At 71.3% G+C, this 23724-nt stretch carries 22 protein-coding genes and 1 pseudogene; 18 read left to right on the top strand and 5 right to left on the bottom strand.

The window, feature by feature from the left end; genetic code table 11:
* Positions 1 to 16 precede the first annotated feature (16 nt).
* From ACFQWG_RS07845 to ACFQWG_RS07805, 9 genes and pseudogenes are all read left to right on the top strand, one after another.
* Entirely contained in the window at positions 17 to 1663 is a 1647-nt protein-coding gene (locus tag ACFQWG_RS07845) for an NAD(P)H-hydrate epimerase (protein ID WP_380974034.1), read from the top strand.
* Between the two features lie 9 nt (positions 1664 to 1672).
* Positions 1673 to 2563: a GRP family sugar transporter gene (locus ACFQWG_RS07840; protein ID WP_380974031.1), complete on the top strand. Its 891-nt coding sequence runs from the start codon at positions 1673 to 1675 to the stop codon at positions 2561 to 2563.
* 95 nt (positions 2564 to 2658) lie between these two features.
* Positions 2659 to 3894: pseudogene (gene alr, locus ACFQWG_RS07835) on the top strand (alanine racemase); the annotation flags it as partial.
* Positions 3886 to 4461 (top strand): tRNA (adenosine(37)-N6)-threonylcarbamoyltransferase complex ATPase subunit type 1 TsaE, encoded by a 576-nt coding sequence (tsaE, locus tag ACFQWG_RS07830; protein WP_380976289.1) that lies wholly within the window; start codon positions 3886 to 3888, stop codon positions 4459 to 4461. The pseudogene alr and the gene tsaE, both read left to right, overlap by 9 nt.
* A gap of 11 nt (positions 4462 to 4472) precedes the next feature.
* Entirely contained in the window at positions 4473 to 5168 is a 696-nt protein-coding gene (gene tsaB / locus ACFQWG_RS07825) for a tRNA (adenosine(37)-N6)-threonylcarbamoyltransferase complex dimerization subunit type 1 TsaB (RefSeq protein WP_380974028.1), read from the top strand.
* Entirely contained in the window at positions 5165 to 5665 is a 501-nt protein-coding gene (gene rimI / locus ACFQWG_RS07820; RefSeq protein ID WP_380974025.1) for a ribosomal protein S18-alanine N-acetyltransferase, read from the top strand. Before tsaB ends, rimI begins: the two co-directional genes overlap by 4 nt.
* A 247-nt stretch (positions 5666 to 5912) precedes the next feature.
* A complete protein-coding gene (locus ACFQWG_RS07815; protein ID WP_380974023.1) occupies positions 5913 to 6614 on the top strand; it encodes a succinate dehydrogenase cytochrome b subunit in 702 nt (233 codons plus the stop codon).
* A 20-nt stretch (positions 6615 to 6634) separates the two neighbouring features.
* Positions 6635 to 8614 (top strand): fumarate reductase/succinate dehydrogenase flavoprotein subunit, encoded by a 1980-nt coding sequence (locus tag ACFQWG_RS07810; protein WP_380974020.1) that lies wholly within the window; start codon positions 6635 to 6637, stop codon positions 8612 to 8614.
* Positions 8611 to 9354 (top strand): succinate dehydrogenase/fumarate reductase iron-sulfur subunit, encoded by a 744-nt coding sequence (locus tag ACFQWG_RS07805; RefSeq protein WP_380974017.1) that lies wholly within the window; start codon positions 8611 to 8613, stop codon positions 9352 to 9354. Before ACFQWG_RS07810 ends, ACFQWG_RS07805 begins: the two co-directional genes overlap by 4 nt.
* Before the next feature lie 75 nt (positions 9355 to 9429).
* On the opposite strand, the gene ACFQWG_RS07800 is transcribed toward ACFQWG_RS07805, so the two are convergent.
* Positions 9430 to 10005, bottom strand: coding sequence for a TetR/AcrR family transcriptional regulator (locus ACFQWG_RS07800; protein ID WP_380974014.1), 576 nt, complete (start codon positions 10003 to 10005; stop codon positions 9430 to 9432).
* A gap of 116 nt (positions 10006 to 10121) precedes the next feature.
* Positions 10122 to 10475, bottom strand: a complete 354-nt coding sequence (locus ACFQWG_RS07795) for an SPW repeat domain-containing protein (RefSeq protein ID WP_380974011.1) — start codon at positions 10473 to 10475, stop codon at positions 10122 to 10124.
* A gap of 186 nt (positions 10476 to 10661) precedes the next feature.
* On the opposite strand from ACFQWG_RS07795, the gene ACFQWG_RS07790 reads away from it, so the two are divergent.
* From ACFQWG_RS07790 to tsaD, 5 genes are all read left to right on the top strand, one after another.
* Positions 10662 to 10943 (top strand): hypothetical protein, encoded by a 282-nt coding sequence (locus ACFQWG_RS07790; RefSeq protein WP_380974008.1) that lies wholly within the window; start codon positions 10662 to 10664, stop codon positions 10941 to 10943.
* A gap of 92 nt (positions 10944 to 11035) precedes the next feature.
* Positions 11036 to 11185, top strand: a complete 150-nt coding sequence (locus ACFQWG_RS07785; RefSeq protein ID WP_380974005.1) for a hypothetical protein — start codon at positions 11036 to 11038, stop codon at positions 11183 to 11185.
* 741 nt (positions 11186 to 11926) lie between these two features.
* A complete protein-coding gene (locus ACFQWG_RS07780; RefSeq protein ID WP_380974002.1) occupies positions 11927 to 12106 on the top strand; it encodes a type II toxin-antitoxin system HicA family toxin in 180 nt (59 codons plus the stop codon).
* The gene (locus tag ACFQWG_RS07775) at positions 12103 to 12477 is read left to right on the top strand and encodes an antitoxin HicB (protein WP_380973999.1); all 375 of its coding nucleotides are present in this window, start codon (positions 12103 to 12105) and stop codon (positions 12475 to 12477) included. The genes ACFQWG_RS07780 and ACFQWG_RS07775 overlap by 4 nt, the downstream gene beginning before the upstream one ends.
* 379 nt (positions 12478 to 12856) lie before the next feature.
* Complete coding sequence (tsaD, locus tag ACFQWG_RS07770; protein ID WP_380973996.1) at positions 12857 to 13939, top strand: tRNA (adenosine(37)-N6)-threonylcarbamoyltransferase complex transferase subunit TsaD; 1083 nt, start codon at positions 12857 to 12859, stop codon at positions 13937 to 13939.
* A gap of 24 nt (positions 13940 to 13963) precedes the next feature.
* Here the strand turns inward: tsaD and ACFQWG_RS07765 are convergent, their stop codons facing one another.
* Both ACFQWG_RS07765 and ACFQWG_RS07760 read right to left on the bottom strand, forming a co-directional pair.
* Positions 13964 to 15166, bottom strand: coding sequence for a glutamate--cysteine ligase (locus ACFQWG_RS07765; RefSeq protein ID WP_380973994.1), 1203 nt, complete (start codon positions 15164 to 15166; stop codon positions 13964 to 13966).
* Positions 15167 to 15233: 67 nt separating this feature from the next.
* Entirely contained in the window at positions 15234 to 16526 is a 1293-nt protein-coding gene (locus tag ACFQWG_RS07760; protein WP_449329133.1) for a THUMP-like domain-containing protein, read from the bottom strand.
* 200 nt (positions 16527 to 16726) lie between these two features.
* Here ACFQWG_RS07760 and groES point away from each other — a divergent pair, with 200 nt between their 5' ends.
* Positions 16727 to 17023, top strand: coding sequence for a co-chaperone GroES (gene groES / locus ACFQWG_RS07755; RefSeq protein ID WP_380973988.1), 297 nt, complete (start codon positions 16727 to 16729; stop codon positions 17021 to 17023).
* Positions 17024 to 17148: 125 nt separating this feature from the next.
* Here groES and ACFQWG_RS07750 read toward each other — a convergent pair whose 3' ends face one another.
* Positions 17149 to 17439, bottom strand: a complete 291-nt coding sequence (locus ACFQWG_RS07750) for a WhiB family transcriptional regulator (RefSeq protein ID WP_380973985.1) — start codon at positions 17437 to 17439, stop codon at positions 17149 to 17151.
* Between the two features lie 296 nt (positions 17440 to 17735).
* On the opposite strand from ACFQWG_RS07750, the gene ACFQWG_RS07745 reads away from it, so the two are divergent.
* The 3 genes from ACFQWG_RS07745 (at position 17736) to ACFQWG_RS07735 (ending at position 23705) form a co-directional block, all read left to right on the top strand.
* Complete coding sequence (locus tag ACFQWG_RS07745; RefSeq protein WP_380973982.1) at positions 17736 to 18680, top strand: MerR family transcriptional regulator; 945 nt, start codon at positions 17736 to 17738, stop codon at positions 18678 to 18680.
* Between the two features lie 102 nt (positions 18681 to 18782).
* Positions 18783 to 20090, top strand: a complete 1308-nt coding sequence (locus ACFQWG_RS07740; RefSeq protein ID WP_380973979.1) for an AGE family epimerase/isomerase — start codon at positions 18783 to 18785, stop codon at positions 20088 to 20090.
* Positions 20091 to 20330: 240 nt separating this feature from the next.
* Positions 20331 to 23705 carry an endo-beta-N-acetylglucosaminidase gene (locus ACFQWG_RS07735; RefSeq protein WP_380973977.1) on the top strand — a complete coding sequence of 1125 codons (3375 nt, stop codon included), beginning with the start codon at positions 20331 to 20333 and terminating at the stop codon, positions 23703 to 23705.
* The last annotated feature ends 19 nt before the right edge of the window (positions 23706 to 23724 follow it).

Below are 23724 nucleotides of genomic sequence, written 5' to 3'. Positions count from 1 at the left end.
GGAGCACAATGGGAGCGTGATCCACGCCCTGCCTCCTCAGACGGTCCGCGAGGCGGAACGACGGGCCGTCGCCCGGGCTCCCCGGGACGCGCTGATGCTGCGCGCCGCCCGCGGGGTGGCCGACGCCGTGGAACGCCTGGCGGGCGGGCGCGTCGGGGAGGGGCCCGTCGGCGTCGTCGCCCTCGCGGGCGGCGGCGACAACGGCGGAGACGCGCTGTACGCGGCGGCCATGCTGGCCAGGGATGGGCTAGAGGTGCGTGCGGCCCTGCTCAGCGACCACCCCCACGCCCGAGCGCTCGCGGAGGCGCAGGCCGCCGGCGTCGACGTCCGCCGCCTCCCCCTTCCCCTCGACGAGGGCGTCCCCGGCTGGCTGACGGCGGATCTGTGGGTGGATGGACTGACCGGGACCGGGCTGAGGGGCCCCCTCAGGGAGCCGCTGGCCGCAGCCGTGCGCGAGCTCGGGCGGGCCGCCCGGCTCGCGGGCACGCGCATCGTGGCCGTGGACGTGCCCTCCGGCTCCGGTGCGGAGGACGGGACCGTGCCGGGCGCGGTGCTGCCGGCCGACCACACCGTCACCATGGGGGCCGTCAAGACGCCGCTGCTGCTGCCCCCTGCCGCCCAGTACGCGGGCTCCGTGGAGACGGTGGACCTGGGCCTCGACGCCGGCGCGTACGGGGAGGGCGCGCCTTCCGCGGAGGTGCTGCGCCCCGAGGCGTCGGACGTGTCGCTGATGCTGAGGGTCCCCGGCCCCTTCGACCACAAGTACACGCGCGGGGTGGTCACCGTGGCCGCCGGCTCGGACACCTACCCGGGCGCCGGAGTCCTGGCGGTCATGGGCGCCCTCGGAGCCGGGCCGGGCATGGTGCGCCTGGAGTCCAGTGGGAGGACCTCCCGCATCGTCCTCGACCGCCACCCCGGCGTGGTCACCGCGTCGGGGCGCTCCCAGGCGGCGGTGGTCGGCTCCGGCCTCGACTCCGAGATCGAGCACCGGGCGCTGTCGGTCGCCCGGCGGGCTCTCGGCCGCGGCATCCCGTTGGTGCTCGACGCCGGGGCGCTGGGGTTCGTCTCCGCGCTGAGGACGGATCCGGGGCCGCTGGCGGGTGTCGTCCTGACCCCCCACGCCGGCGAGGCCGCGACCCTGCTGGCGGAGCTCGAGGACCGGCCGGTCGAGCGGGACGACGTCGAGGCGAGGCCCCTGGCCGGTGCGCGGCGCCTGACGGAGCTCACCGGGGCCACCGTCGTCCTCAAGGGATCGGTGACGCTGGTGGTCGGCACCGACGGGAGGGTCTTCTCCCTGGAGGGGACGACCGGATGGGCCGGGGTCGCGGGCAGCGGCGACGTCCTGGCCGGCGTCATGGGCTCGCTCCTGGCCCAGCGCCGCGCGGAAGAGGAACGCGGAGGGGATCCCCTGGACGTGGCGCTCACCGCGGCGTGCGCGGTGTGGATCCATGCGGAGGCCGCCCGCCTCGCGGCCGGGGCGGACCCCGCGGGGCCGGCGCAGGCCCTGGGCGCGCCCATCCAGGCCGACGAATTGGCGAGCGCGGTCCCCGCGGTCATCGGCGGGCTGGTGCGCGTGGCACAGGAGGAGCGGCGCACCCGGCGCCGCCGGACCTGGGCTCAGACTCGCGACGAGGCGCCGTCCGCCCCGGCCGCTCGGCTGTAAGGTGACGCGGTGGCCGACTTCCTCATCGCGCTGGCGCCCTCGCTGATCTTCGGCGCCATGTCGCTGCTCCTGGTCGCCCTGGGAGGGAACTACCGGCAGCAGACGATGGGCGAGGTCACGGGCGCCCTCCTCGTCTCCGTGGTGCTGGCCCCCTTCCTCCACGTGGACTGGGACCTGCGCACCGTCGCGGTCTCCTTCCTGACGGGCGCGGTCCTGGGCATCGGGATCCAGTACCAGGTCCAGGGACTCAACCACGTCGGGGTCTCCCGCACGATGCCGATCTCCACCGGAGGGCAACTCGTGGGCATGGCGCTGGGCGGGATCCTCCTCTTCGGGGAGTGGCGCGGGCCGGGGGCGATGCCGGTCGGCATCCTGGCCCTCGTCCTGCTGACGGCCGGGGTGACGTGCACGACGTGGACGGAGGGCGCACCCGCCCTGGCGGGCGTGGACTGGGCCCGCGGGCGGGTGGACCTCGCGGTCTCGACCGTCTGCCTGGTCGGCTACCTGCTGGTCCAGCGCGCCTTCGGCATCGGCGGGGAGGAGGCCATGCTCCCTCAGTTCGCCGGATGCGTCGTCGCCTGCCTGATCCTCACCTCTCCGAGGCTGACGCCGGACCTCGGGGCCCGGGACACCCGCTGGTCCCGCATGACGGCGCGCCAGCTCGTCCCCGGCGCCCTGTGGGGCATCGGCGTGCTGCTCATGCAGACCAATGCGGCGCGTGTCGGGGTGGCCATGGGGTTCTCCCTGTCCCAGCTCGGGGTCATCATCTCCACCCTGGGCGGGATCTTCCTCCTCGGGGAGCGGCGCACGCCCCGGGAGCTTGCGGCGACCCTCGCCGGCGTGGTCCTGGTCGTGGCCGGCGCGGGACTGATCGGATGGGCGAAGGCGCTCGACGGCTGAGGGGCGGGGACGGCGTCCGGAGCCCACGGCGCGACCCCGGGGTGGAGCCGCGATCCCGCGGTGGGATACTGGGGCCCGTGAGCGCCTGCGACCCGATCACCTTCGGCATACCCGATCCGGCCCCCTCGGACTACCCCGGCCGGGCGGTCGTCGACGCGGGCGCCATCGCGCACAACCTCGCCGTGCTGCGCGCCGCCGCGCCTCACAGCCTGCAGATGGCCGTCGTCAAGGCCGGCGCCTACGGGCACGGGACGCTGCCGAGCGCCCTCGCCGCCCTCAGGGCCGGCGCCGACTGGCTCGGCGTCGCCCAGCTGGAGGAGGCGCTCGATCTGCGCCGCGGGCTCGACCAGGCCGGCATCCCCCGCCGACAGTCGCCGGTCCTCGCCTGGATCGCCCCCAGCGGCGCCGACTGGCGCGCCGCCATCGAGGCGGACATCGACCTGTCCGTGTCCTGGACGTGGGCCCTCCTCGAGATCGCCGCGGCGGCGCGGGCGGCCGGACGCCCCGCGCGCATCCACGTCAAGATCGACACCGGCATGTCGCGGGCCGGGGCCACCCTCCGCGACCTGCCGGCGCTCGCGGCCGCGGTCCGGCAGTCCGTCGACCAGGGGCAGGTCGAGCTCGTCGGCGCCTGGTCGCACTTCTCCCGTGCCGACGACCCGAGTCCCGAGGGGCGGGCCTCCACCGCCGAGCACCTCGCGATCTTCGAGGAGGGCCTCCGCGTCCTCTCCGAGGCGGGCCTGGCGCCCCAGATCCGCCACATCAGCGCGACCTCCGGCATCCTGTGGCACCCCGAGGCCCACTATGACCTGGTCCGCGCCGGGATCGGCATGTACGGCCTGAGCCCCGACCCCGCCGTCGCGACCGCGCGCGAGCTCGGGCTGCGTCCCGCGATGCGCCTGGAGGCGCCGCTCACCTCCGTGAAGGCCGTGGACGCCGGGCGCCCGGTGTCTTACGGCGGCACGTGGCGCGCGCCGGACCGGCGCTGGCTCGGCCTCGTCCCCCTGGGCTACGGCGACGGCATCCTGCGCGCGGCGTCGAACCACGGTCCCGTCACGGTCCTCACCGCCTCCGGGCCGCTGCCTACCCACGTGGTCGGGCGCGTGTGCATGGACCAGTTCGTCGTCGACCTGGGGCCCGTCCAGTCCGGCGAGGCCGTCCCTCCGGCGCGGGTCGGCGACACCGCCGTGCTCTTCGGCGATCCGCTCGTCACGCCGGGCGTCCCGATGGCCGACGACTGGGCCCGTGTCTGCGGCACCATCAACTATGAGATCGTCACGCGCCTGGGGGAGCGGATCCCGCGCGTCTGGACCGAAGCCGCGGTGGCGACCCCGCGGTTCACGGTCCGCGACGCCCGGCAGACCCGGGCCCTCGGGCAGGCGCTCGCCGCCCACCTGCGCGCCGGCGACCTCGTGATGCTGCGCGGCGAACTCGGAGCCGGCAAGACCACCTTCGCCCAGGGGATCGGGGCGGGCCTCCACGTCCGCGGGCGCATCGCGTCCCCCACCTTCATCGTCGCCCGCGTCCACCCCTCGCTCGTCGGCGGACCGGACCTCATCCACGCCGACGCCTACCGCATCACCGACCTGGACGACCTGGAGACCCTCGACCTGGACTCCACCCTGGCCGATTCGGTGACCGTCGTCGAATGGGGCGAGGGCAAGACGGAGGCCCTGTCGGAGGAACGCCTCGAGGTGGACATCGCGCGTCCCACCGGAGGCGAGGTGAGGCGCGGGCCGGATGCCGTCATCGACCTGGAGGACCTGGACGACGGGCTCCGGGAGATCTCCCTGCGCCCCATCGGCGCCCGATGGGACGGCGAGCTCGCGCACCTGGGCGAGGAGGCCCGGGCGCTCGGCGACTCCGTCGGCACGGCCGGCCGCGCCCCCACCGAGTAGGATCGGCAGCCGTGATCGGACTCTGCCTGGACACCTCATCCGCCACCTCCGTCGCCGTCGTGCGCGACGGACGGACCGTGGCCCGAGCCCGGAACGACTCCGCGCGCCACCACGCCGAGTCGATCGCCCCGATGCTGCGGGGCGCCCTGGACGAGGCCGGGCTCACCGGCGCGCTCACGCAGGCCGGGATCACCCAGGTCCTCGTCGGCACCGGGCCGGCCCCCTACACGGGGCTGCGGGCCGGTCTGGTCACCGCGCGTGCCCTCGCCCGGGCCTGCGGCGCGCCCGTGCACGGCGCGTCCAGCCTGGACATCCTGGCCCGTCAGGCGCTGGACGTGCTCCCCCCCGACGCGGAGGTCCTCGTCGTCTCCGACGCCCGACGCAGGGAGCTGTACTGGGCGCTGTACCGCGCCCAGGGCCCCGATGACGTCGCCGTCGTCTCCGGGCCGCGTGTCGACGCGCCCCGGCAGGTGGCCAACGCGCTGCGCGGCGCGGACGCCCTGCTGGTCTCCGGCGCCCCCCTGCCCGGCCATGCCCGCGAGGCGCTCTCCCAGGCGCCCACGGGGCCCGAGGTCGTTTTGGACCCCGCGGTCCTCGCCCGGCTGGTCGCCGCGCGGCTCGATCGCGGCGAGGCCGGCCGGCTGGGCACCGAACCGCTCTACCTGCGCCGCCCTGACATCCAGGGGCAGTCGCCACGCCCCCTGTGAGCGGCCCTGGTGCGGGCCCCGCGCCCGATGGTCCGGCCGCGCCGTTCGCCCTGCGCGCCCTGGGCCCCGATGACGCGGAGACGATCGCCGACCTGGAGGGCGAGGTCTTCGCGGAGGACCCCTGGTCGCGCGCGGCCGTGGAGGAGGAGCTGCGCGTCCCGGACCGCCGCTACGTCGCGGCCGTGGAGGGCGGGGAGGTCCTCGGCTATGCCGGGATCCGGCTGGGACCCGACGCGGACATCATGACGATCGGCGTGCGCGAGGGCCGGCGGGGCAGCGGCGTGGGGCGGGCGCTGCTGGCCGACCTCCTGCGCGCCGCGCGCGAGTCCGGGTCCCAGCGCGTCTTCCTGGAGGTCCGGCCCTCCAACGAGGCGGCCCTGGGCCTCTACGCCCGAGCCGGCTTCCGTCCGATCGGCCGCGTGCGCCGCTACTTCCGCAACCCCAGCGAGGACGCGGTGACGATGCGGCTGGACATCATGGGCGCGCGGCGGTCCTGACGCCTTTCCGGCCCCGGTCCGCCGGGCGGGGCCGCCCTCGTCGCGAGGCGGGCGGGGGAGCATGACGAAAGTCATATTCACAACGTGACGTTTGCGCAATTCTCGGCTCGGCACGGCGCCGGAGGTGACGCCGTGTCGCGAACGGGTCGGAGGAGGCCCGCACGATTCCGCATGCGGCGCCCCTAGCCGCCAGATGAGGCCCCGAAGTCCCACCGGGGGCCCCGGAGGTGCGGATACTGTGGGCCACATGGCCACATCCACAGTCGTGACGAAGAAGCGACGCGCCTGGACCACCACGGTCTTCGTCAAGCAATTGATGGCGATCTCCGGGCTGGTCTTCGTCCTCTTCCTCCTCTTCCACTCCTACGGCAACCTCAAGATGTTCCTCGGCCAGGAGGCGTACGACCACTACGCCGAATGGCTCAAGGGAGACGCGTTCGTCCCGATCTTCCCGCACGGCGGATTCATCTGGGTCTTCCGCCTCGCGATGGTCCTGTTCCTGGTCATCCACGTGGCCTCGGCGTTCATCGTGTGGTACCGGTCGAAGAAGGCGCGCCACACCCGCTACGTCATCAAGAAGAACGTCGCGAACTCCTACGCCGCGCGCACCATGCGCGTGTCCGGCGTGCTGATCCTCGCTCTCCTGGTCTTCCACATCCTGCACTTCACCACGGGGACCGTGAAGACGGGCTTCACCGCGGACTCGACGCCCTACGAGCGGATGATCGCCACCTTCCAGTCGCCGTGGATGGTCCTGCTGTACGCCGTGTTCGTGGCAGCGGCCTGCCTCCACGTCTCCCACGGGTTCTGGTCGGCGTTCCAGTCACTGGGATGGGTCCGCTCCAACACGCGGACGTTCATGGTGGTCCTGTCCGGGATCATCGGCGGGCTGATCTTCGTGATGTTCATGGCGCCGCCCGTCTCCATCGCGTTCGGGATCATCCCCTGAGGAAGGCATTGAGGAAAACAATGACTGACACACTCGTCAAGGGCCTCTACCGCGAGGGCGAGCCCATCGCCGACTCGAAGGCCCCGCTGGACGTGCCGATCTCCCAGTGCTGGGAGCAGCGCAAGTTCACCGCCGCCCTGGTCAATCCCGCGAACCGCCGCAAGCTGCGCGTCCTCATCGTCGGCACCGGCCTGGCGGGCGGCGCGGCCGCCGCCTCGCTGGGCGAGATGGGCTACAACGTCGACGTGTTCTTCTACCAGGACTCCGCCCGGCGCGCGCACTCCATCGCCGCCCAGGGCGGGATCAACGCGGCGAAGGACTACCGCAACGACAACGACTCCGTCTACCGGCTCTTCTACGACACGGTCAAGGGCGGGGACTACCGGGCCCGCGAGACCAACGTCTACCGCCTGGCTGAGGTCAGCGCGAACATCATCGACCAGTGCGTCGCCCAGGGCGTCCCCTTCGCCCGCGAGTACGGCGGGCTGCTCGACAACCGCTCCTTCGGCGGCGTGCAGGTCTCCCGCACGTTCTACGCCCGCGGCCAGACCGGCCAGCAGCTTCTCATCGGCGCCTACCAGGCGCTGGAGCGCCAGGTCGCGGCCGGCACCGTCACCGAGCACTCCCGCCACGAGATGGTGGAGCTCATCGTGTCCGAGGGCCGCGCCCGGGGTCTGGTCGCCCGCAACATGGTGACCGGCGAGCTCGAGACCTACATCGGCGACGCGGTGGTCCTGGCCAGCGGCGGCTACGGCAACGTGTTCTTCCTGTCGACGAATGCGATGGGTTGCAACGCGACGGCCATCTGGCGTGCGCACCGCAAGGGCGCCTACTTCGCGAACCCCTGCTTCACGCAGATCCACCCGACCTGCATCCCCCAGCACGGGGACCAGCAGTCCAAGCTCACGCTGATGTCGGAGTCGCTGCGCAACGACGGGCGGATCTGGGTGCCGAAGAAGGCCGAGGACTGCGAGAAGGACCCGCGCGAGATCCCCGAGGAGGACCGCGACTACTACCTCGAGCGCATCTACCCGTCCTTCGGCAACCTGGTGCCCCGCGACATCGCCTCGCGCCAGGCGAAGAACATGTGCGACGAGGGACGCGGCGTCGGCCCGAAGATCGGCGGCGTGGCGCGCGGCGTCTACCTGGACTTCGCCGAGGCCATCGGGCGGATGGGCGTCGAGAAGGTCTCCGAGAAGTACGGGAACCTCTTCGACATGTACGAGCGCATCACCGGCGACAACCCCTACAAGGTCCCGATGCGCATCTACCCCGCCGTCCACTACACGATGGGCGGACTGTGGGTCGACTACGACCTGGAGTCCAACGTCCCCGGGCTCTACGTCATCGGCGAGGCCAACTTCTCCGACCACGGCGCGAACCGCTTGGGCGCCTCGGCCCTCATGCAGGGCCTGTCCGACGGCTATTTCGTCTTGCCGAACACGATCAGCGACTACCTCGCCCACGCTTTCAGCCTGCCGAAGCTCGACGAGTCCTCCCCGGACGTGCTCGCTGCGCGCCAGGAGGCCCAGGACCGCATCGACCGCCTGATGTCGGTGGGCGGCACCCGCTCCGTCGACTCCTTCCACAAGGAGCTCGGACAGATCATGTGGGAGTACTGCGGGATGTCGCGCACCGAGGAGGGCCTGCGCACCGCCATCGACCTCATCCGGAAGCTGCGCGCGGACTATTGGAAGAACGTGCGGGTTCCCGGGAAGTCCGTGGGCGAGCTCAACCAGTCCCTCGAGAAGGCGGGGCGCGTCGCCGACTTCATGGAACTGGGCGAGCTGATGTGCGTCGACGCCCTGCACCGCGCGGAGTCGTGCGGCGGGCACTTCCGCGAGGAGTCCCAGACTCCCGAGGGTGAGGCCCTGCGCGACGACAAGGACTACCTCTACGTCGCCGCCTGGGAGTGGGCTGGAGAGGGGCAGTCCCCGATCCTCCACAAGGAAGACCTCATCTATCACAACATCGAGCTGAAGCAGCGGAGCTACAAGTGAACCTCACACTGAGAATCTGGCGTCAGAGCGGTCCGGAGGACCCCGGCGCCATGCACGAGTACCAGGTCCGCGGCGTCGCCGAGGAGTCTTCGTTCCTCGAGATGCTCGATATCCTCAACGAGGAGCTCTTCGCCCGCGGCGAGGAGCCCATCGCCTTCGACTCGGACTGCCGCGAGGGCATCTGCGGCCAGTGCGGCCTCGTCATCAACGGGGTCGCCCACGGGCCGCAGGTCACCACGACGTGCCAGCTCCACATGCGCCATTTCCACGACGGCGACGTCATCACGATCGAGCCGTGGCGCGCGGAGGCCTTCCCCGTCATCAAGGACCTCGTGGTCAACCGCTCGGCCCTGGACCGCATCGTCCAGGCGGGTGGCTACATCTCGGTCAACACGGGCGGGGCTCCCGATGCCCATGCGACGCCCGTCCCGAAGCAGGACGCGGACAAGGCGTTCGAGGCCGCCGCCTGCATCGGGTGCGGCGCCTGCGTGGCGGCCTGCCCGAACGCCTCGGCGATGCTGTTCACCTCGGCGAAGGTCACGCACCTGGGCCTGCTCCCGCAGGGCAAGCCGGAGAACTTCACGCGCGTGGTCGGCATGCTCAACCAGATGGACGAGGAGGGCTTCGGCTCCTGCACGAACATCGGCGAGTGCGCCGCCGTGTGCCCCAAGCAGATCCCGCTGGACGTCATCGCGACGCTCAACCGCCAGCTGGGCAAGTCCGTGCTCAAGGGGGTCTGACCCTCTCTCGCCGACGCCTCGGCCGGGCCCCGGAGCCGCCCCCCTTGGGGGAGGACTCCGGGGCCCGGTTCGCCGTCAGGAACCCTCGCGGGCAGCGATGCTGGGCCACAGCGCGGCGACGATCTGCTCCGGCCACGCGTCGGGCACGTCGCCGGTCAGGGCGTCCCGGATCACCATGGAACCGGTGATGGCGTCCAGGATGACGGCATAGTCCGCGTCGGCGCGGAAGACGCCGGAGCGCACGCCGCGCCGGAAGAAGCCGAGGATCGCGTCGTGCTGCGGGCGGACGAGCCGGTCGACGACGAGGGCGAGGAACGCCGAGTCGGCCGAGAGCAGCCGGCCGAGCCGGCCCAGCCCGATCCGGTCCTCGAAGAAGGCCTGGGCGGTCCGGATGATCTCGGTGAGTCCCTCGCGGCCGGGCGCCATGGAGGCGTCGATGCGGGTGACCTCGATCGTCTCGGCCACGCGCGCGAGCAGTTCGTCGCGGTTCGCGAAGCGGCGGTAGAGCGTGGTCTTGGCGACTCCCGATCTCTGCGACACCGATTCGATGGTGACGGCGTCCGTGCCGGATTCGAGGGTGAGGGCGAGAGTCGCCCGCGTGATCTTCTCGTCCGTGAGGCGGCGCGTGAGCGCCGCGTGTTCATTGGGCATGGTCCGAGCCGTCCTTTCCGGAGCAGTGTGACGGGGCCGGACCGGGCGGCCCGACCCCGTCGCCTCCGCGCGCACGCCGGAGGCGTCGCCCCAGCATAGGCATGCCCGCCGCGGTCTCATGCCTCCTTGTGCCGGTTCATCGACCAGGCCGCCAGGATGACGACCGCGAGGCCGAGGATCCACGCGGTCCATCCGGCCCCGCCGGAGGCGAACCCGGCGAACCAGGGCGAGAGGAACACGAGGGCTCCGGCGACGATCTGCGCCCATTCGGCCGCGGACGATGCGGCCGTGCCGAGGGCCCACAGTGAGACCACACCGATGACGATGCCGAGGGAGATCGCCCAACCGGCGGCGATGTCCGTGATGAAGAGGGGCGTGAAGGCGAGGAACACGCCGAGGACCAGGTTCACCCAGTCCTGCCACGTCTGCCAGGCGTGGGTGTTGGTGCCGGATGTCGTGGTGGTGGGCATTGTCGATTCCTTTCTCTATCGCTACGCATTCCGTAGCGCTACGAATATCGTAGCGCTATTGGGGGCGCGTCGGGCGATGCCGCAAGACGCGATCGGGAGACAGACCTCGGTCCCCTCTCCCGCGCGGCGGGGCGGGTAGGTTGGACGCGTAGAGAATCGACACGGACGACGCGTCAAGGAGAGAGCATGAGCCAGCAGGACCAGGGGCAGGCCGGAGCCGCCGAGGAACAGCCGGCTCCGCGCACGACCCGGTGGCGGGTCGGCACGGGGATCGGCATCGGGGGGCTGGTGGCCTTCGCCGTGCTCGGACTGGTCCTGGTCATCGGCATGTTCATGCCCGACTCCGAGATCGCCTCCTTCGCCGTCGGGCTGTTCCCCACGGCCCTGGGCGCGCTCGCGGTGGGGATCCTCGGAATCGCGGTCGCAGGCTTCCGTCGGCCCGGCTCCGGGGACGAGGACGCGGCCTGATCCTCCGGCTCCGGGGTCGGGGCGAAAACGGTGTTGCCCATCGGTCGCTCAGGGGCCCGTCGAGGGCCACTGTCACGCTCGCGTGGAGGGAGATGGCAGCGCACGGCTACTCGCCGGAGCTTTCGACGATGCCGGAGGATGTCTTCAGCATGTTCCTCGTCGAGGATCTTCTCCAGTCGGCATTCTCGGCGATGGCAGACGCCGACGAGGTATCGGCATGTGCCAGGGACCAGCCCAGGTAGGACAGATCGGTCGGGAAACCGTTGCCGACCTGCTTTCCACCGGAAGGCTTGGCATTTGTCCGTTGTCGGTTGAAGAAAAGGACTCGTGATCGAGGTGCTTCGGGTGGGAGCACGCACTCAGCGCGAGCGCACACGCGATGACGAGGCCTGTCGGGCTCTTCGCGGTCCAACTGTGGTTGCACTGAGTTCCCATGAGAGTTGGCTACGACGCCGCGATCGAAATGCCCGACGGGCTGACGACCCGGGGACTCCTGTCAAAAACATCGGCCTTCCTTCGTCGGCCTGGCCACCGATGAGGCCTGCGTACCGAGTCTGTCCTCCCGTCGTGTGAATCGAGGAGGCTGAGATGCTCGAACCGTCCGTCCTTTCGATTCTCTGCGGCGACGAGGACGAGGGCGTCGCTCTCGCCTCCGCGCTCCGACCGAACACACAGAGGGCGAGCACAAGGGGACGAACGCACGTGCCAGTGTGGTGGGAAAACGGCGGGGAGAGGGACTCCCCGCCCAGGGGAGCCCGACACCGCTGGATAGCACTTCGCCGTCTGCGCGCGGACGATCCCGTTTTTTGGGGCGCGCGCTGCCTGTACGAGCCGCGTCGAACACGCGGTGGCCTGCTGTCCTGGTGGTCTGCCGAGTGTCTCGATCGGCGTTTGGGAGGCTGTCGATCCTTGCCGTGCTGGCCGGTTAGCTACCCTTGCACTCCGGTGGCTAGGGTGACTATATTCGCGGGGCGACGAAGCCGATGCGCTACCGCGACCTCGCTTGCCTGTTGCGCGCCGCCGGGTTCGTGTCCCGCCAGGGGAAGGGGGATCACGAGGTCTGGTCGAACGGCTCGGTGTCGGTGTCGATCACTCAGACCCGAGAGATTTCCCCAGGACTCACGCAGAAGGCGCTCAAGGCGATCGAGAGGAGCAAGCAATGAGCAAGACGATCCGCATTACCGCGAAGCGCTGGGCGGGCGGCTGGGAACTGTGGAACGGCGACGACGTGTGGACACAGGTCGACGTTCTCAGCAGGGCGCGTCAACAGGTCGTCGACTACCTCGACACCGTCGAGGATGGGATCGAGCACTCCGGCTGGAGTATTGAGATCGTCCCCGATGTGGACGGTGTCGATGAGGCGTTGAGGGCCCGTGAGGCTGTGCGCGCCGCCGAGACGGCTCGCCGTGAGGCCGCCCGCCTGTCCAGTGACGCGGCCCGCCGCCTCCGCTCTAATGGCCTCTCTCTGGCCGACACGGCGGACATCATGGGCGTCTCCCGCGGGCGCGTCTCCCAACTGGTGAAGGCGAAGTAGCGCGCACCCGGCAGTGTCCGTGCCGAGGTCGGAGCCGACGTCCCCGATCCGGGGGATACCCCCTTTCCGTCCTCTCTGGCCGGACCGCATGAGAAGGCTGTCGGGTCGTGGACTGGTTCAAAATCTCCGGACTGGGACCTGTCGCCGTGGTCCCCGATGTCGTGCCTGTCGGTCGTGCCCACCAGAGTGGTGTCTCGTTAGCTCGGCGCTCGTGTCGTCGGATGTGGCGATGGCCACCGTGTGACCCTTCGAGGAAACTCTCACATCCCACTCGAAAGGCATCATCACGATGACCGTCGTTCCCAGTATCGACCCTGCCCGCTTCCTTGAGGAGCACCTGTCTCGGTCCTCAGTCTGTACGACCAGTAGAATCGGACGGGTGAGCGACTCCGACCCCCTGATCCTCGGCATCGAGTCGACGTGCGACGAGACAGGCGTGGGCCTCGTGCGCGGCGACGACCTCCTGGTCGACCGCACGGCGACCTCGATGGACCAGTACGCCCGCTACGGGGGGATCATCCCCGAGATCGCCTCGCGCGCCCACCTGGAGGCCTTCGTGCCCACGCTGGATTCGGCGCTGGACGAGGCCGGGGTGTCGCTGGGCGACGTCGATGCCATCGCCGTGTCCGCGGGACCCGGACTGGTCGGTTCCCTCACCGTCGGCATCTGCGCGGCGAAGGCCCTGGCGCTGGCCCTGGACCGGCCGCTCTACGGCGTCAACCATGTGATCGGCCACCTGGCCGTGGACAAGCTGGCCGAGGGCCCGCTCCCGGAGCACTTCATCGGACTGGTCGTCTCGGGGGGCCACTCGAACCTGCTGGACGTCCACGACATCGCCACTGACGTGCGCGAGCTCGGTGGGACCCTGGACGACGCCGCCGGAGAGGCGTTCGACAAGGTCGGCCGCCTCCTCGGGCTCCCCTACCCGGGAGGGCCCCATGTCGACCGGCTCTCCCAGCGGGGCGATCGCGAGGCCATCCGCTTCCCGCGGGGCCTGGCAGCGCCGAAGGACCGGGACCGCCACGCCTACGACTTCAGCTTCTCCGGCCTCAAGACGGCCGTCGCCCGCTATGTCGAGGGGGCCCGGCAGTGCGGGGAGGAGGTGAGCGCCGAGGACGTGTGCGCCGCCTTCTCGGAGGCGGTCAACGACTCCCTGACCTCCAAGGCGGTGCGCGCCTGCCAGGACACGGGGTGCGGCACCATCGTCATCGGGGGCGGATTCTCAGCGAATTCGCGCCTGCGGGCCCTGATCCGGGAGCGCGCCGACGCCGCCGGGCTCACGGTGCGGATGCCCCCGTTGCGCTTCTGCACGGACAACGGAGCCCAGATCGCGGCGATCGGCGCCGAGCTGGTCCGCGCCGGCGTCGCGCCCTCGGATCCGGGATTCTCCCCGGATTCGGGCATGCCGCTCACCCAGACCTGGATGGCTCCCCGCCCAGTGCCCGCCGCCGCGCCGAGCTGATCCGGGCGCCGCGGGGCACGGCTCTCAGGCTGGCGCTCCATGGGCGGATCCCGGAACCCGTGAGGGACGGGCGTTGAGGAACTCGGCGGGGTCCAGGGGGCGGTCGGCGCGCATCTCGGCGCGCATCAGCTCGACGACGGCGTCCAGGCCCGCTCGGCCCGCATGGGCGGCGACGTAGCGCTGGCGCTGATAGCCGGCCCCCATCCGCAGAATCGTCTCCACCCCCTCCAGCTCCCGTTCGCAGCCGAGGTCGCGGGCGACGGGCGCGAGCTCCTCGAGCATGCGCTCGACGGTGGCGACGACCGGCTCCTCCCGGCCCGACCGGTCCAGGATGAGCTCCGCGTCCATGCCGTAGCGGGCGGAGCGCCACTTGTTCTCCGCGACGAACCAGTCCGGCAGGGACGCCAGCCCCTCGTCGTCGTCGAGACGCCGGGAGAAGTACTCGACCAGGCAATGGGTGAGGGCCGCGAAGGCGCCGACCTCCTGGATGTTCGTCGCGGCGTCGAAGACGCGGTTCTCGACCGTCCCCCACTTGGGGGCCGGGCGGACGTCCCACCGGATCTCGTCGAAACCGCCGATCACGCCTGTGCGCGTCATGTCGTCGACGTATCGCTCGAGCTCCTCCCACTCGCCGAATTGGCGGGGGATCCCGGCGGTGGGGAGCTGCTGGAAGACCATCGCGCGGTTCGAGGCGTAGCCGGTGTCCTGCCCCGCCCAGAAGGGCGAGGAGGCTGACAGGGCCTGCATCTGCCCGAGACGGGTGACCAGGGCCGACTGGATGGGGAGGACCTTCGCCCGGTCCTCGACTCCGACGTGGACGTGGATGCCGTACAGCAGCATCTGGCGTCCCCAGTACTGGGTGCGCTCGACCAGCTCCTCGTAGCGGTGCGAGTTCGTCACCCGCTGGTAGGCCGGGCGCGCGAAGGGATGGGTGCCCGCCGTGGCCAGGTCGATGCGCAGGGGATTCGTGATGCCACGCAGGAAGGCACCCGTGCCCACGATGTCGTCGAGGCACTCGGCGACGGTGCGGCGGGCGCCCGAGGTGATCTCGATGGTGTTGAGCATCATCTCGCGCTGGACGAAGGGGTGGAGGGAGCCGTCGACGGTCGCGCGCTCGATGACGGCATCGGCCGCCTGGCGCAGGTCGTTGGAGTCCTGGTCGATGAGCTGGAGCTCCCATTCGACGCCGATGGTCGAGCGGGCCGAGGGGGTGAAGGGCAGAGCCATGCGAGGGTCCCATCTGCCGGCGTCGGGCGGTCCGCCGCGGGCGCAGCGGACCCAGGGCACCATTGTGTCAGTCATGCGGAGCCGACGAGCGGCATCTTCTCGCGATGACCGCGCGGTGGCGGCCGGCGACGCGGGTCGCGATGACGGTGGCCTCCCCGCTGCCCGTGAGCCGCAGACCCGCGCGGATCGCCTGGGGATCCACGTCCGCCCCGCGCTTCTTCACCTCGACGCGCCCGATGTCGAGGAGGGCCAGCGCCCGATCGATCGCCGCGATGCGCAGGGGGACGACGTCGAGGACCTCGAACCGGGAGGCGAAGGCGGTGCCGGGCAGGTCGTCGCCGGTCAGCCAGGCGATGCCCGGGGACAGCAGGTGCGCGTCCAGGTCTTCGGCCAGGCGGGCCACCAGGCCGGCGCGGATCACGGCGGGATCGGGCTCGGCGACCATCGACGCGATCGGACCGTCGGGGGCCCGTCGGACCTCGCTGCTTGCGCCGTGAGCTCGGAGGTCGCGCGCATCACCTTCGGCGGCGCCCCCGTCGCCCGTCCGGGCCTCCCTCAGAATGTGGGAGCGTCCCGAGCGGATGACCCGCGCGGAGCGTCCGGGGCCCTCGGGGGCCAGCGCCGGCGTCCATAGGGCCGCCTCCACCAGGTCGCCGTCGACGGACGTCCACTGGACGTGGCAGTCGTCGGGCAGTGCCGCGTGGGGGACGCCGGGAGCCAGCTTCACGCCGATGCGGTCGAAGGAGCCGCGCCACCCGAGCACCCAGGACAGAGGCGGGGACCACTGCTCGGGAGCCAGCAGCCGCCTGGCGCCGAGCGCCTGCCCGGTCCGGCGGGCCGGGTCGGCGAACAAGGCGTCGACGCCCTCCGCGACGAGGCCCCCGGGTTCCAGGTCGCGCGCGTCCCCGCGCCTGACCGAGGCCCCGGGGAAGGCGCGGAGGTTGGCGGCCGCGGCCACGGCGGCGTCCTCGTCGACGTCGAAGGCGAGGACGCCGAGGCCCAGCCCGGCCATGGCCAGAGCGTCACCCCCGATTCCGCATCCCAGGTCCGCGACCCGGGTGGCGCCCGCGTCGAGGAACCGCTGGGCGTGCAAGGCGGCGACGACCATGCGGGTGGCCTGCTCCAGTCCGTCGCGCGTGAGGACCATGGTGCGGGCGAAGCGGCCGAACTTCGACTCAGCCCGGTCGCGGAGGCTCAGTTGCGCGAGCACTCCGGCGGCGACGTCCGGGGCGACGCCCTGCTCGCGCAGGGATCGGCCCAGGCGCATCGGGTCCATGTCGGCGCGGTCGGGCATCGCCTCCAGCGCGGCGAGGAGCTCCCAGCCCGGGGAGGAGATGACGGGGGTCAGGGTCGAGGTCACGGGGCCCATCGTCCCACGACATGCCGTCGGGGCGCGGAGCGGGCGCTGCTGGCACTCGGGTTGTCAGAGTGCCAGTACGGACCTAAGCTTGACGGCGGAACGCGGCCCTCGGGCCGCGACCGCGTCCTGGGTCCTGACCCCCGCGACGGCAGGCGCACGGGACACATGAATCTGCCACCATCAGAAAGGGAGTCACGACAGTGTCGATCTCCATCAAGCCGCTTGAGGACCGCATTGTGATCCGTCAGCTCGAGGCCGAGCGTACGACCGCCTCCGGGCTGGTCATTCCGGACACCGCCAAGGAGAAGCCGCAGGAGGGTGAGGTCATGGCCGTGGGCCCCGGCCGCATCGATGACAACGGCAAGCGCGTGCCCGTCGACGTCAAGGTCGGCGACACCGTGATCTACAGCCGTTACGGCGGCACGGAGGTCAAGTTCGAGGGCGAGGAGTACCAGATCCTCTCCTCGCGCGACGTCCTGGCCATCGTCGAGCACTGAGTCGACAAGCCGGTCGACACCGGAGGGGGTCCGCACCATGTGGTGCGGACCCCCTCCGTGTCATGCTCGCGGGGCCTGCGCCCGGTGGGCTCCCGCGCACCGGACCGCCCGTGCCGGTCGCCGTCTCAGGCGGTGCGTCGGCGCGACCGCAGGATCTCCTCGCGGCGCTCCTCCTCCGTCATGCCGCCCCAGATGCCGTACGGCTCCTGGGCGCGCAACGCGTACTCGCGGCACTGCTCGATGACGGGGCAGGTCGCGCAGATGGCCTTGGCGTTCTCCGCGCGGCGGCGGCGCGTCGATCCGCGCTCGCCCTCGGGGTGGAAGAACAACTCCGTGTCCATGTCACGGCACGCGCCCTGGTACTGCCACTCCCAGGCGTCCAGCATCGGACCGGGCAGTCGAGAGACATCGGTCATGATCACATCCCCTTCCGCTTCGGACGGGCCGCTGTCGCGGGCCGTCGCTCCTGGTCTTCGATCTGCAGCCACAGTACAGATCTACGCATTGCTTGTTCAAGACTGAGGCACAAACTCTCCGGAAATTCTCAGGTTGGGTGGCCAAGCTGAATGAAAGCTGAATGCGGTCGACGACCTCCGAGTGGCGGGAGGGACCCGGGCAGATGACAATCGTCAGTGAGTCCCGTCGCCCGCCGGTCCGGGCGGGCGACGCGGGCGAGGGGAGCCTGACGCGGATGTGCGGGGGAGGGAATCGGATGGCGCGGGAGCGGGGCGGGATGCTCATGCCGGAGGTCCCTCTGTCCGTCACGGCGGTGTCGGCGCGGCTGGGCGTGTCTGCCTCGACCCTGCGCACCTGGGAGCGCCGATACGGCTTGGGCCCGGGTGAGAGGCGCGCGGGGGCCCATCGACGCTACCGTCCCGAGGACGTCGAGCGCATCGCCCGCATGGTCGAGCTCATCCACTCGGGCGTCGGCGCCGGGGACGCGGCCGCCAGCGCGCTGGCCATGCCCGTCGACGTGCTGGGCACGGGCGGAGGGCAGCGCGACGCCCCCTCGTCCCCGGGTGAGCTGGCCCGGGCCGCGCGCGGAGGAGACGCCCGGACCGTGCGGCAGGCGCTCGCGGCCGCCATCGCGTCGAAGGACCTTCCCCACGTCTGGAGCGACCTCATCGCGCCGGCGATGGAGAGCGTCCTGGCGGACTCGGACGGGGACAGGCCGGGCGCGGGGTCCTCGGTGCTGCTGATGACCGTCGCCTGGGACGTCCTGCGCGAGACGGCGACGCTCGATCCGCCGCCCGGTCTTCCCGAGGCCTCCCGCGTCGTCGTCCTGACGGACCTCATGCACACCCTGCCGGCTCATGTCGTCGGCGTGTCGTTGGAGAGGGCGGGAGTGCCCACGACGATCCTGGCCACGGACCACCACCGGGGGATGGACGGCGCGCGGCGCTTTGAGGAGTACCGCGATCGTCATCCGGCGCCGATCGCCGTCGTGATGGGCGCCGGGACGACCTGCGAGTCCCTCCTGTCGACGATCGCGGCAGACCAGTGCGTGGACGTCGTGCTGGTCGGCGCCGACGCCCCCGCCTTCCTGGACGTGCGCGTCCAGCGCGTGCGCACGGTGGCCGCCTGCGTGGAGGAGACCGTCGCCCTGGCGCGTGCCACCGCGGCGGCGGAGGTGCGCGGCGGCGGAGGCGCGTCCTAGACTTCCAGCACGGGGACTACCATGGCAGCGGCGCTATGACAACGCTGACAGAAGTGTGTCGCCGGCGCCCGACCTGTTCGCCCCCAGTGAGGAGCATTGACCATGCCCAGCCCTTGGTCCGATTCTGAGATCCGCGCCGAGTACGACGCCGATTTCCGTGCCATCGTTGACTTCGCCCGCGGATCGCGGGTGGACACCGGGTTCGGCTACATGGGTCCCGACGGCCGGGTCGACGCCTCTCGGCCGGTGGAATTGTGGATCACCTGCCGGATGACGCACGTCTTCTGCCTGGCGGCCCTCCAGGGCATCGAGGGCGCGGCCGAGCTGGCAGACCATGGGCTGGCCGCTCTGAGGGGGCCGCTGCACGATCCGGTCCACGGAGGCTGGTACTCGCAGATCGGCCACGCGGCGGATGGGACGGGCGCCGGCGTCCCGGTTCCCGGAAGTCGCAAGGAGGCCTACGCCCATGCCTTCGTGGTGCTCGCCGCGACCTCGGCGGTGGCGGCCGGCCGGGCAGGGGCCGGGGACCTCCTGTCCGAGGCCCTGGAGGCCGAGGAGCGCTGGTGGTGGGAGCCGGAGTACGGGCGCGTGCGCGAGTCCTGGGACCTGGCCTTCACGCAGTCCGAGGACTACCGGGGCGTGAATGCGAACATGCACACCACGGAGTGCTTCCTTTCCGCCTTCGACGTGACGGGCGACCGGACGTGGCTGGACCGCGCCTGCGGCATCCTCCGTTTCGTCCATGACCAGGCCGGGCGTCACGACTGGCGCATCCCTGAGCACTTCAGCGCCACCTGGGAGGCTCTGCCCGACTACAACCGCGACCAGCCGGCCCACCCGTTCCGCCCCTTCGGCGTCACCCCGGGGCACGGGCTCGAATGGTCGCGCCTGATGCTGCAGGCCAGGGCCGCTCTCGTCGCGAGGGGAGAGACGCCCGGGGAGTGGATGCTCGAGGGCGCCCGGCATCTGTTCCGCCGGGCGGTCGAGGACGGCTGGGCCGTCGACGGGGCTCCCGGATTCGTCTACACCACTGACTTCGAGGGGCGTCCCGTGGTGCGCGAGCGGATGCACTGGGTGCTGTGCGAGGCGATCGGCGCCGCTGTCGTCCAGGGCAAGGTCCTCGCGGCGGAGGACGAGGCGCGGGGCACGTCGGCGTATCGGGAGGACATCGAGGGACTGGGGCGCGACTTCACGATCTGGGACGGCTACGCCCGCCAGTACCTGCGCGAGGCGCCCGGACGCTGGTTCCACGAGCTCACGCCCCGGAACACGCCGGGCACCCGCACCTGGCCCGGCAAGCCGGACGCCTACCACGTCGCCCAGATGCTGCTCCTGCCGCGCCTGCCCGCCACGCCGACCTTCGCGACGGCCCTGAGGGATGGCCTGCTGGAGTCCCTGGGCCGCGACTGACGGAGCCGCCCGCCTCTCCCGTGGTTTCGCGCGTGACAGCTAATGCGAATTAGTCTAGGGTTGCCCCCAGCGGACGATGTCGCCTGGAATGCGGCGGAGGCATCCGCTGGCCGATGATTCAGTCAACCATGTGGGAGAACCGCGAACGCCCGGGCGCCGCGCCGTCTGCGACGCCGCTATGCGCGCGCCCCGACCATGGACGGTCGAAGGCGGTGGGCGTTGCGGCGAGGAGGAGGTTCGATGGGGAACAAGATGGCACTCGCGTCTCAGCGGGGTAGTGCCCCCGGCGATCGGCGCCGGGCTAGATCGCGCGCGGCGCTCGCCGCGGCGCTGGCGGTGACGGTGGCGGCGCTGGCCCAGCCCCCCGCCCACGCCACCGACACCCTGCCATGGGCTGGGGACCAAGCGGCGGGGGAGAACCAGCCCTACGGCCATGGCTACACGGGGCTGGACATCCTCAACTGGTCGCCGCAGGCGGACGAGGGATCGGAGTACCTGCGCGCCCGCGTGCCGCTGCAGGAGCGCAACGCGGCACTGGCGGCGACCCAGCGCGACCCGGGGCTGTCCCCGGGCACGCAGCTGTTCGATCTGGCGGGGGACTACGGCAACGCCTTCTTCGAGTCGTTCCAGGACACGAACGTCTTCTCCCAATACCTGTTCAATTACTGGCAGTACACGGACTACTACGCCTCGTGGCACGGGATGCCCACCCAGGGGATCGACTCGGCGCTCTACGATCCCGGCGCGGACTGGCCGCAGAAGTGGTTCGAGTTCGGCATGCTCAACCTGCCGAACCCGGCCTACACGAACGCCGCGCACAAGAACGGCGTGAGATCGATCGGCTGCCTCTTCTTCTCCGGCTCGGACCGGGGCGAGCAGACGTACGAGGACCTCCTGCGCGACCGCCGCGCGGACGGCACCTTCCCGGTGGCCGACAAGCTCGTCGAGGTCGCGCAGTACTACGGGTTCGACGGCTACTTCGTCAACCAGGAGTCCGCCGTCGGCGCCGACGACGTCGACGCCTACCGCGACTTCCTCCAGCAGATGCGTGACGGCGGGCTGTACGTTCAGTGGTACGACTCCGCGACTTACCCGAACGGGGGGATCGGTTACCAGAACGCCTTCAACCAGACGAACTCGCCATGGGTCGCCGACGCGGACAAGGGCCGCGTCTCCGACTCGATCTTCCTCAACTACTGGTTCAACGGTTCCATGCTCTCCGTTTCGAAGGAACACGCGACCTCGCTGGGGCTCGACCCCTACGAAGCAGTCTTCGCGGGCATCGAGGCCGGCAAGGACCAGTTCTCCGGGACCAATGCCAACGCGCTGGCGGCGAACCTCGACGAGGACGGCACCCCGAAGGTGAGCCTGGCCACCCTGGGCGCCGACTTCGTCCTCCAGGAGCTCGGCGACGACAAGAAGACCAGGCCCGAACACCAGAACGAGGCCTTCGACCGCGAGCGGCGGTGGTGGACGGGCTTCTCGCAGGGGAGCGGCACCGCGGACACATCCTGGGCGGGGATCTCCTCCCAGATCGCGGAGCGCTCGGTCATCGGGGGACAGACGTTCTCGACCACGTTCAACACGGGCCACGGCCTGGAGTGGCGCGAGGACGGCGCCGTCTCGAACAGCTCCGAGTGGGGCAATATCAACCTGCAGGACGTCCCGGTGACCTGGCAGTGGTGGATCGATGCGGCCTCGGACCCCTTGCAGGCGGACTTCGACTATGGACCGGATTACACCCCGGCCTCGCGCTTCACCTATCAGAAGACCGGCGCCTGGGAAGGCGGCAGCTCGCTGGTCCTGTCCGGAACCGTGTCCTCGGACAACACGATCCGGCTGTTCAAGACGGATCTCGGCGTCACCGCGGATTCGACCGTCTCCGTCACCTATGCCAAGCCCGCCTCCGACGACTCGGCGCTGGCCGTCGCGGCCGTCTTCGAGGATGACCCGAGCACGGTGGTCGAACTTCCCGTGGCAGACGGCGCGGCGACCGACGGGTGGACGACCGCCACCATCGATCTCTCGGCGTACGCCGGGCACATGATCGCGACGCTGGGCCTCGTCGTCCAGGCGGGAGACGACGCGATCGCCGACTACCAGGTGAACATCGGCCGGCTCGCGGTCTCCGACGGGGCGGACCACACGCCGGCGACGCCCTCGGGACTGAGAATCGACAGCCTGCTGGCATCGACCGGAGAGGCGACGGTCTCGTGGGACATCGCCGATTACGGCTCGGTGACGAACTACCTGCTGTACCTCGACGACGTCTTCCTCGGCGGACGCTATGACGACCACTACTACATCAAGAAGCTGCCGGCGGCGTCTGGGACGCTGCGCCTCATTGCCGTGGCGCCGGACGGCCGCCGCAGCCAGGCGGCGACCCTCGACCTCGACACCGCGACGGCCGCCACCGACGTCACCGTGACGCCGGGCGCCGACGGGACGGCGACCATCACGTGGACGCCTCCCGCTACGGGCGCGACGGGAGCGACGGTGACGCTGGAGACGGACACGGGATCCTGGCGCTACGCGAGTCAGGCGTACTCCGCCACCGTGGAGGCGCCTGCGGGCGCCTTGAGCGCGACGATCGAGGGAGTGCCGGTCGATGGCTCCAGATTTCGGGCAACCGTTACGGCCAACGGCGTGGCGTCGGCCGCCACCGGCCGGTTCGCGGACGCGACGATCGAGCCGCCTCCCGTCTGCGACGTCACGTGGTCCGGCGACGGCGCGACGCTCACCCTGGCGCGGCCCGAGACGCAGGACTGGCGCTACCTCCGCGTCACGGAGAAATGGACGGAGGCCGGCCAGGAGAAGAGAGCCCCGCGCACCTTCAGGTACACCTATTCCGGATCGGGCGACAAGGTCATCCGGGGTCGCACGCCCGCCGCGCAGTACTCCCTCACCCGGGAGCACGACGACTCTCGCTTCGAGGTGCAGGTCGAGGACTACCGCGGCGTGACGACCGACCCGGTGGAGATTCCCGGACCGGATGACCTGGCTTCCTGCACGATCGACGACCCGTCGCTCCCCGACGCGCAGACCTCGTCGGTGGAGACCGTTCCGGGGGAAGCCGTCGCCGACGGCTCGGCGACCCGCGAGATCCGCGTCAGCGTCAAGGACTCCTTCGGCAATCCCCTGACGGACCGGACCGTATCGTTCACGCTGCCCGTCGAGCTGTCCGCGGCCGGGAGCCCGGCCGCGGCGGGCGGACGGTCCCCGGGAGCGGCGGCGCAGGAACCGGCGCAGGTCGCCGTGGACTCACAAGGGAACGCCGCGCTGACGGTGACCTCCTTGACAGCGGGCAGCTTCGACGTCGCCGTCGCTGCAGACGGGCGGTCGCTGGGGCAGGCGGCGGTCGAGTTCGCCGCTGCCGCGGCCGAGCCCCCTCAGTCGGGCTCCGAGGGGACGGGAGGCTCCCAGCCGGGCTCCGATGGCTCCGATGGCTCGAAGGGCCCGGCGGCCCAGCCCTCGGGCGTGGCGCCGGCGGGAGAGGAGTCCTCGTTGGCCGACACCGGGGCGTCAGCGGGACCGCTCCTCGCCGTGGGCGCGCTCCTGCTGGCGGCGGGTGCCGTCGCCGCGGCGACAGCGCGGTCCGGCAGGCGGCGGCCATGACCGCTCCGACCCCGGCCGG

The sequence above is a fragment of the Schaalia naturae genome (genome assembly GCF_042665795.1).
GTDB lineage: Bacteria > Actinomycetota > Actinomycetes > Actinomycetales > Actinomycetaceae > Pauljensenia > Pauljensenia naturae.
Note: the sequence above shows the minus strand (reverse complement) of the source record. Positions and strands in the feature narration are given on the sequence as shown.

Bases quoted from the DNA above. Each gene is read 5' to 3' on its own strand.
- ACFQWG_RS07780 (WP_380974002.1), top strand. From the start codon at position 11,927: ATGCGCTACCGCGACCTCGCTTGCCTGTTGCGCGCCGCCGGGTTCGTG.
- ACFQWG_RS07775 (WP_380973999.1), top strand. From the start codon at position 12,103: ATGAGCAAGACGATCCGCATTACCGCGAAGCGCTGGGCGGGCGGCTGG.
- ACFQWG_RS07765 (WP_380973994.1), bottom strand. From the start codon at position 15,166: ATGGCTCTGCCCTTCACCCCCTCGGCCCGCTCGACCATCGGCGTCGAA.
- ACFQWG_RS07750 (WP_380973985.1), bottom strand. From the start codon at position 17,439: ATGACCGATGTCTCTCGACTGCCCGGTCCGATGCTGGACGCCTGGGAG.
- ACFQWG_RS07735 (WP_380973977.1), top strand. From the start codon at position 20,331: ATGGGGAACAAGATGGCACTCGCGTCTCAGCGGGGTAGTGCCCCCGGC.
- ACFQWG_RS07740 (WP_380973979.1), top strand. From the start codon at position 18,783: ATGCCCAGCCCTTGGTCCGATTCTGAGATCCGCGCCGAGTACGACGCC.
- ACFQWG_RS07745 (WP_380973982.1), top strand. From the start codon at position 17,736: ATGGCGCGGGAGCGGGGCGGGATGCTCATGCCGGAGGTCCCTCTGTCC.
- ACFQWG_RS07795 (WP_380974011.1), bottom strand. From the start codon at position 10,475: ATGCCCACCACCACGACATCCGGCACCAACACCCACGCCTGGCAGACG.
- ACFQWG_RS07800 (WP_380974014.1), bottom strand. From the start codon at position 10,005: ATGCCCAATGAACACGCGGCGCTCACGCGCCGCCTCACGGACGAGAAG.
- ACFQWG_RS07815 (WP_380974023.1), top strand. From the start codon at position 5,913: ATGGCCACATCCACAGTCGTGACGAAGAAGCGACGCGCCTGGACCACC.
- ACFQWG_RS07790 (WP_380974008.1), top strand. From the start codon at position 10,662: ATGAGCCAGCAGGACCAGGGGCAGGCCGGAGCCGCCGAGGAACAGCCG.
- ACFQWG_RS07810 (WP_380974020.1), top strand. From the start codon at position 6,635: ATGACTGACACACTCGTCAAGGGCCTCTACCGCGAGGGCGAGCCCATC.
- ACFQWG_RS07785 (WP_380974005.1), top strand. From the start codon at position 11,036: ATGGCAGCGCACGGCTACTCGCCGGAGCTTTCGACGATGCCGGAGGAT.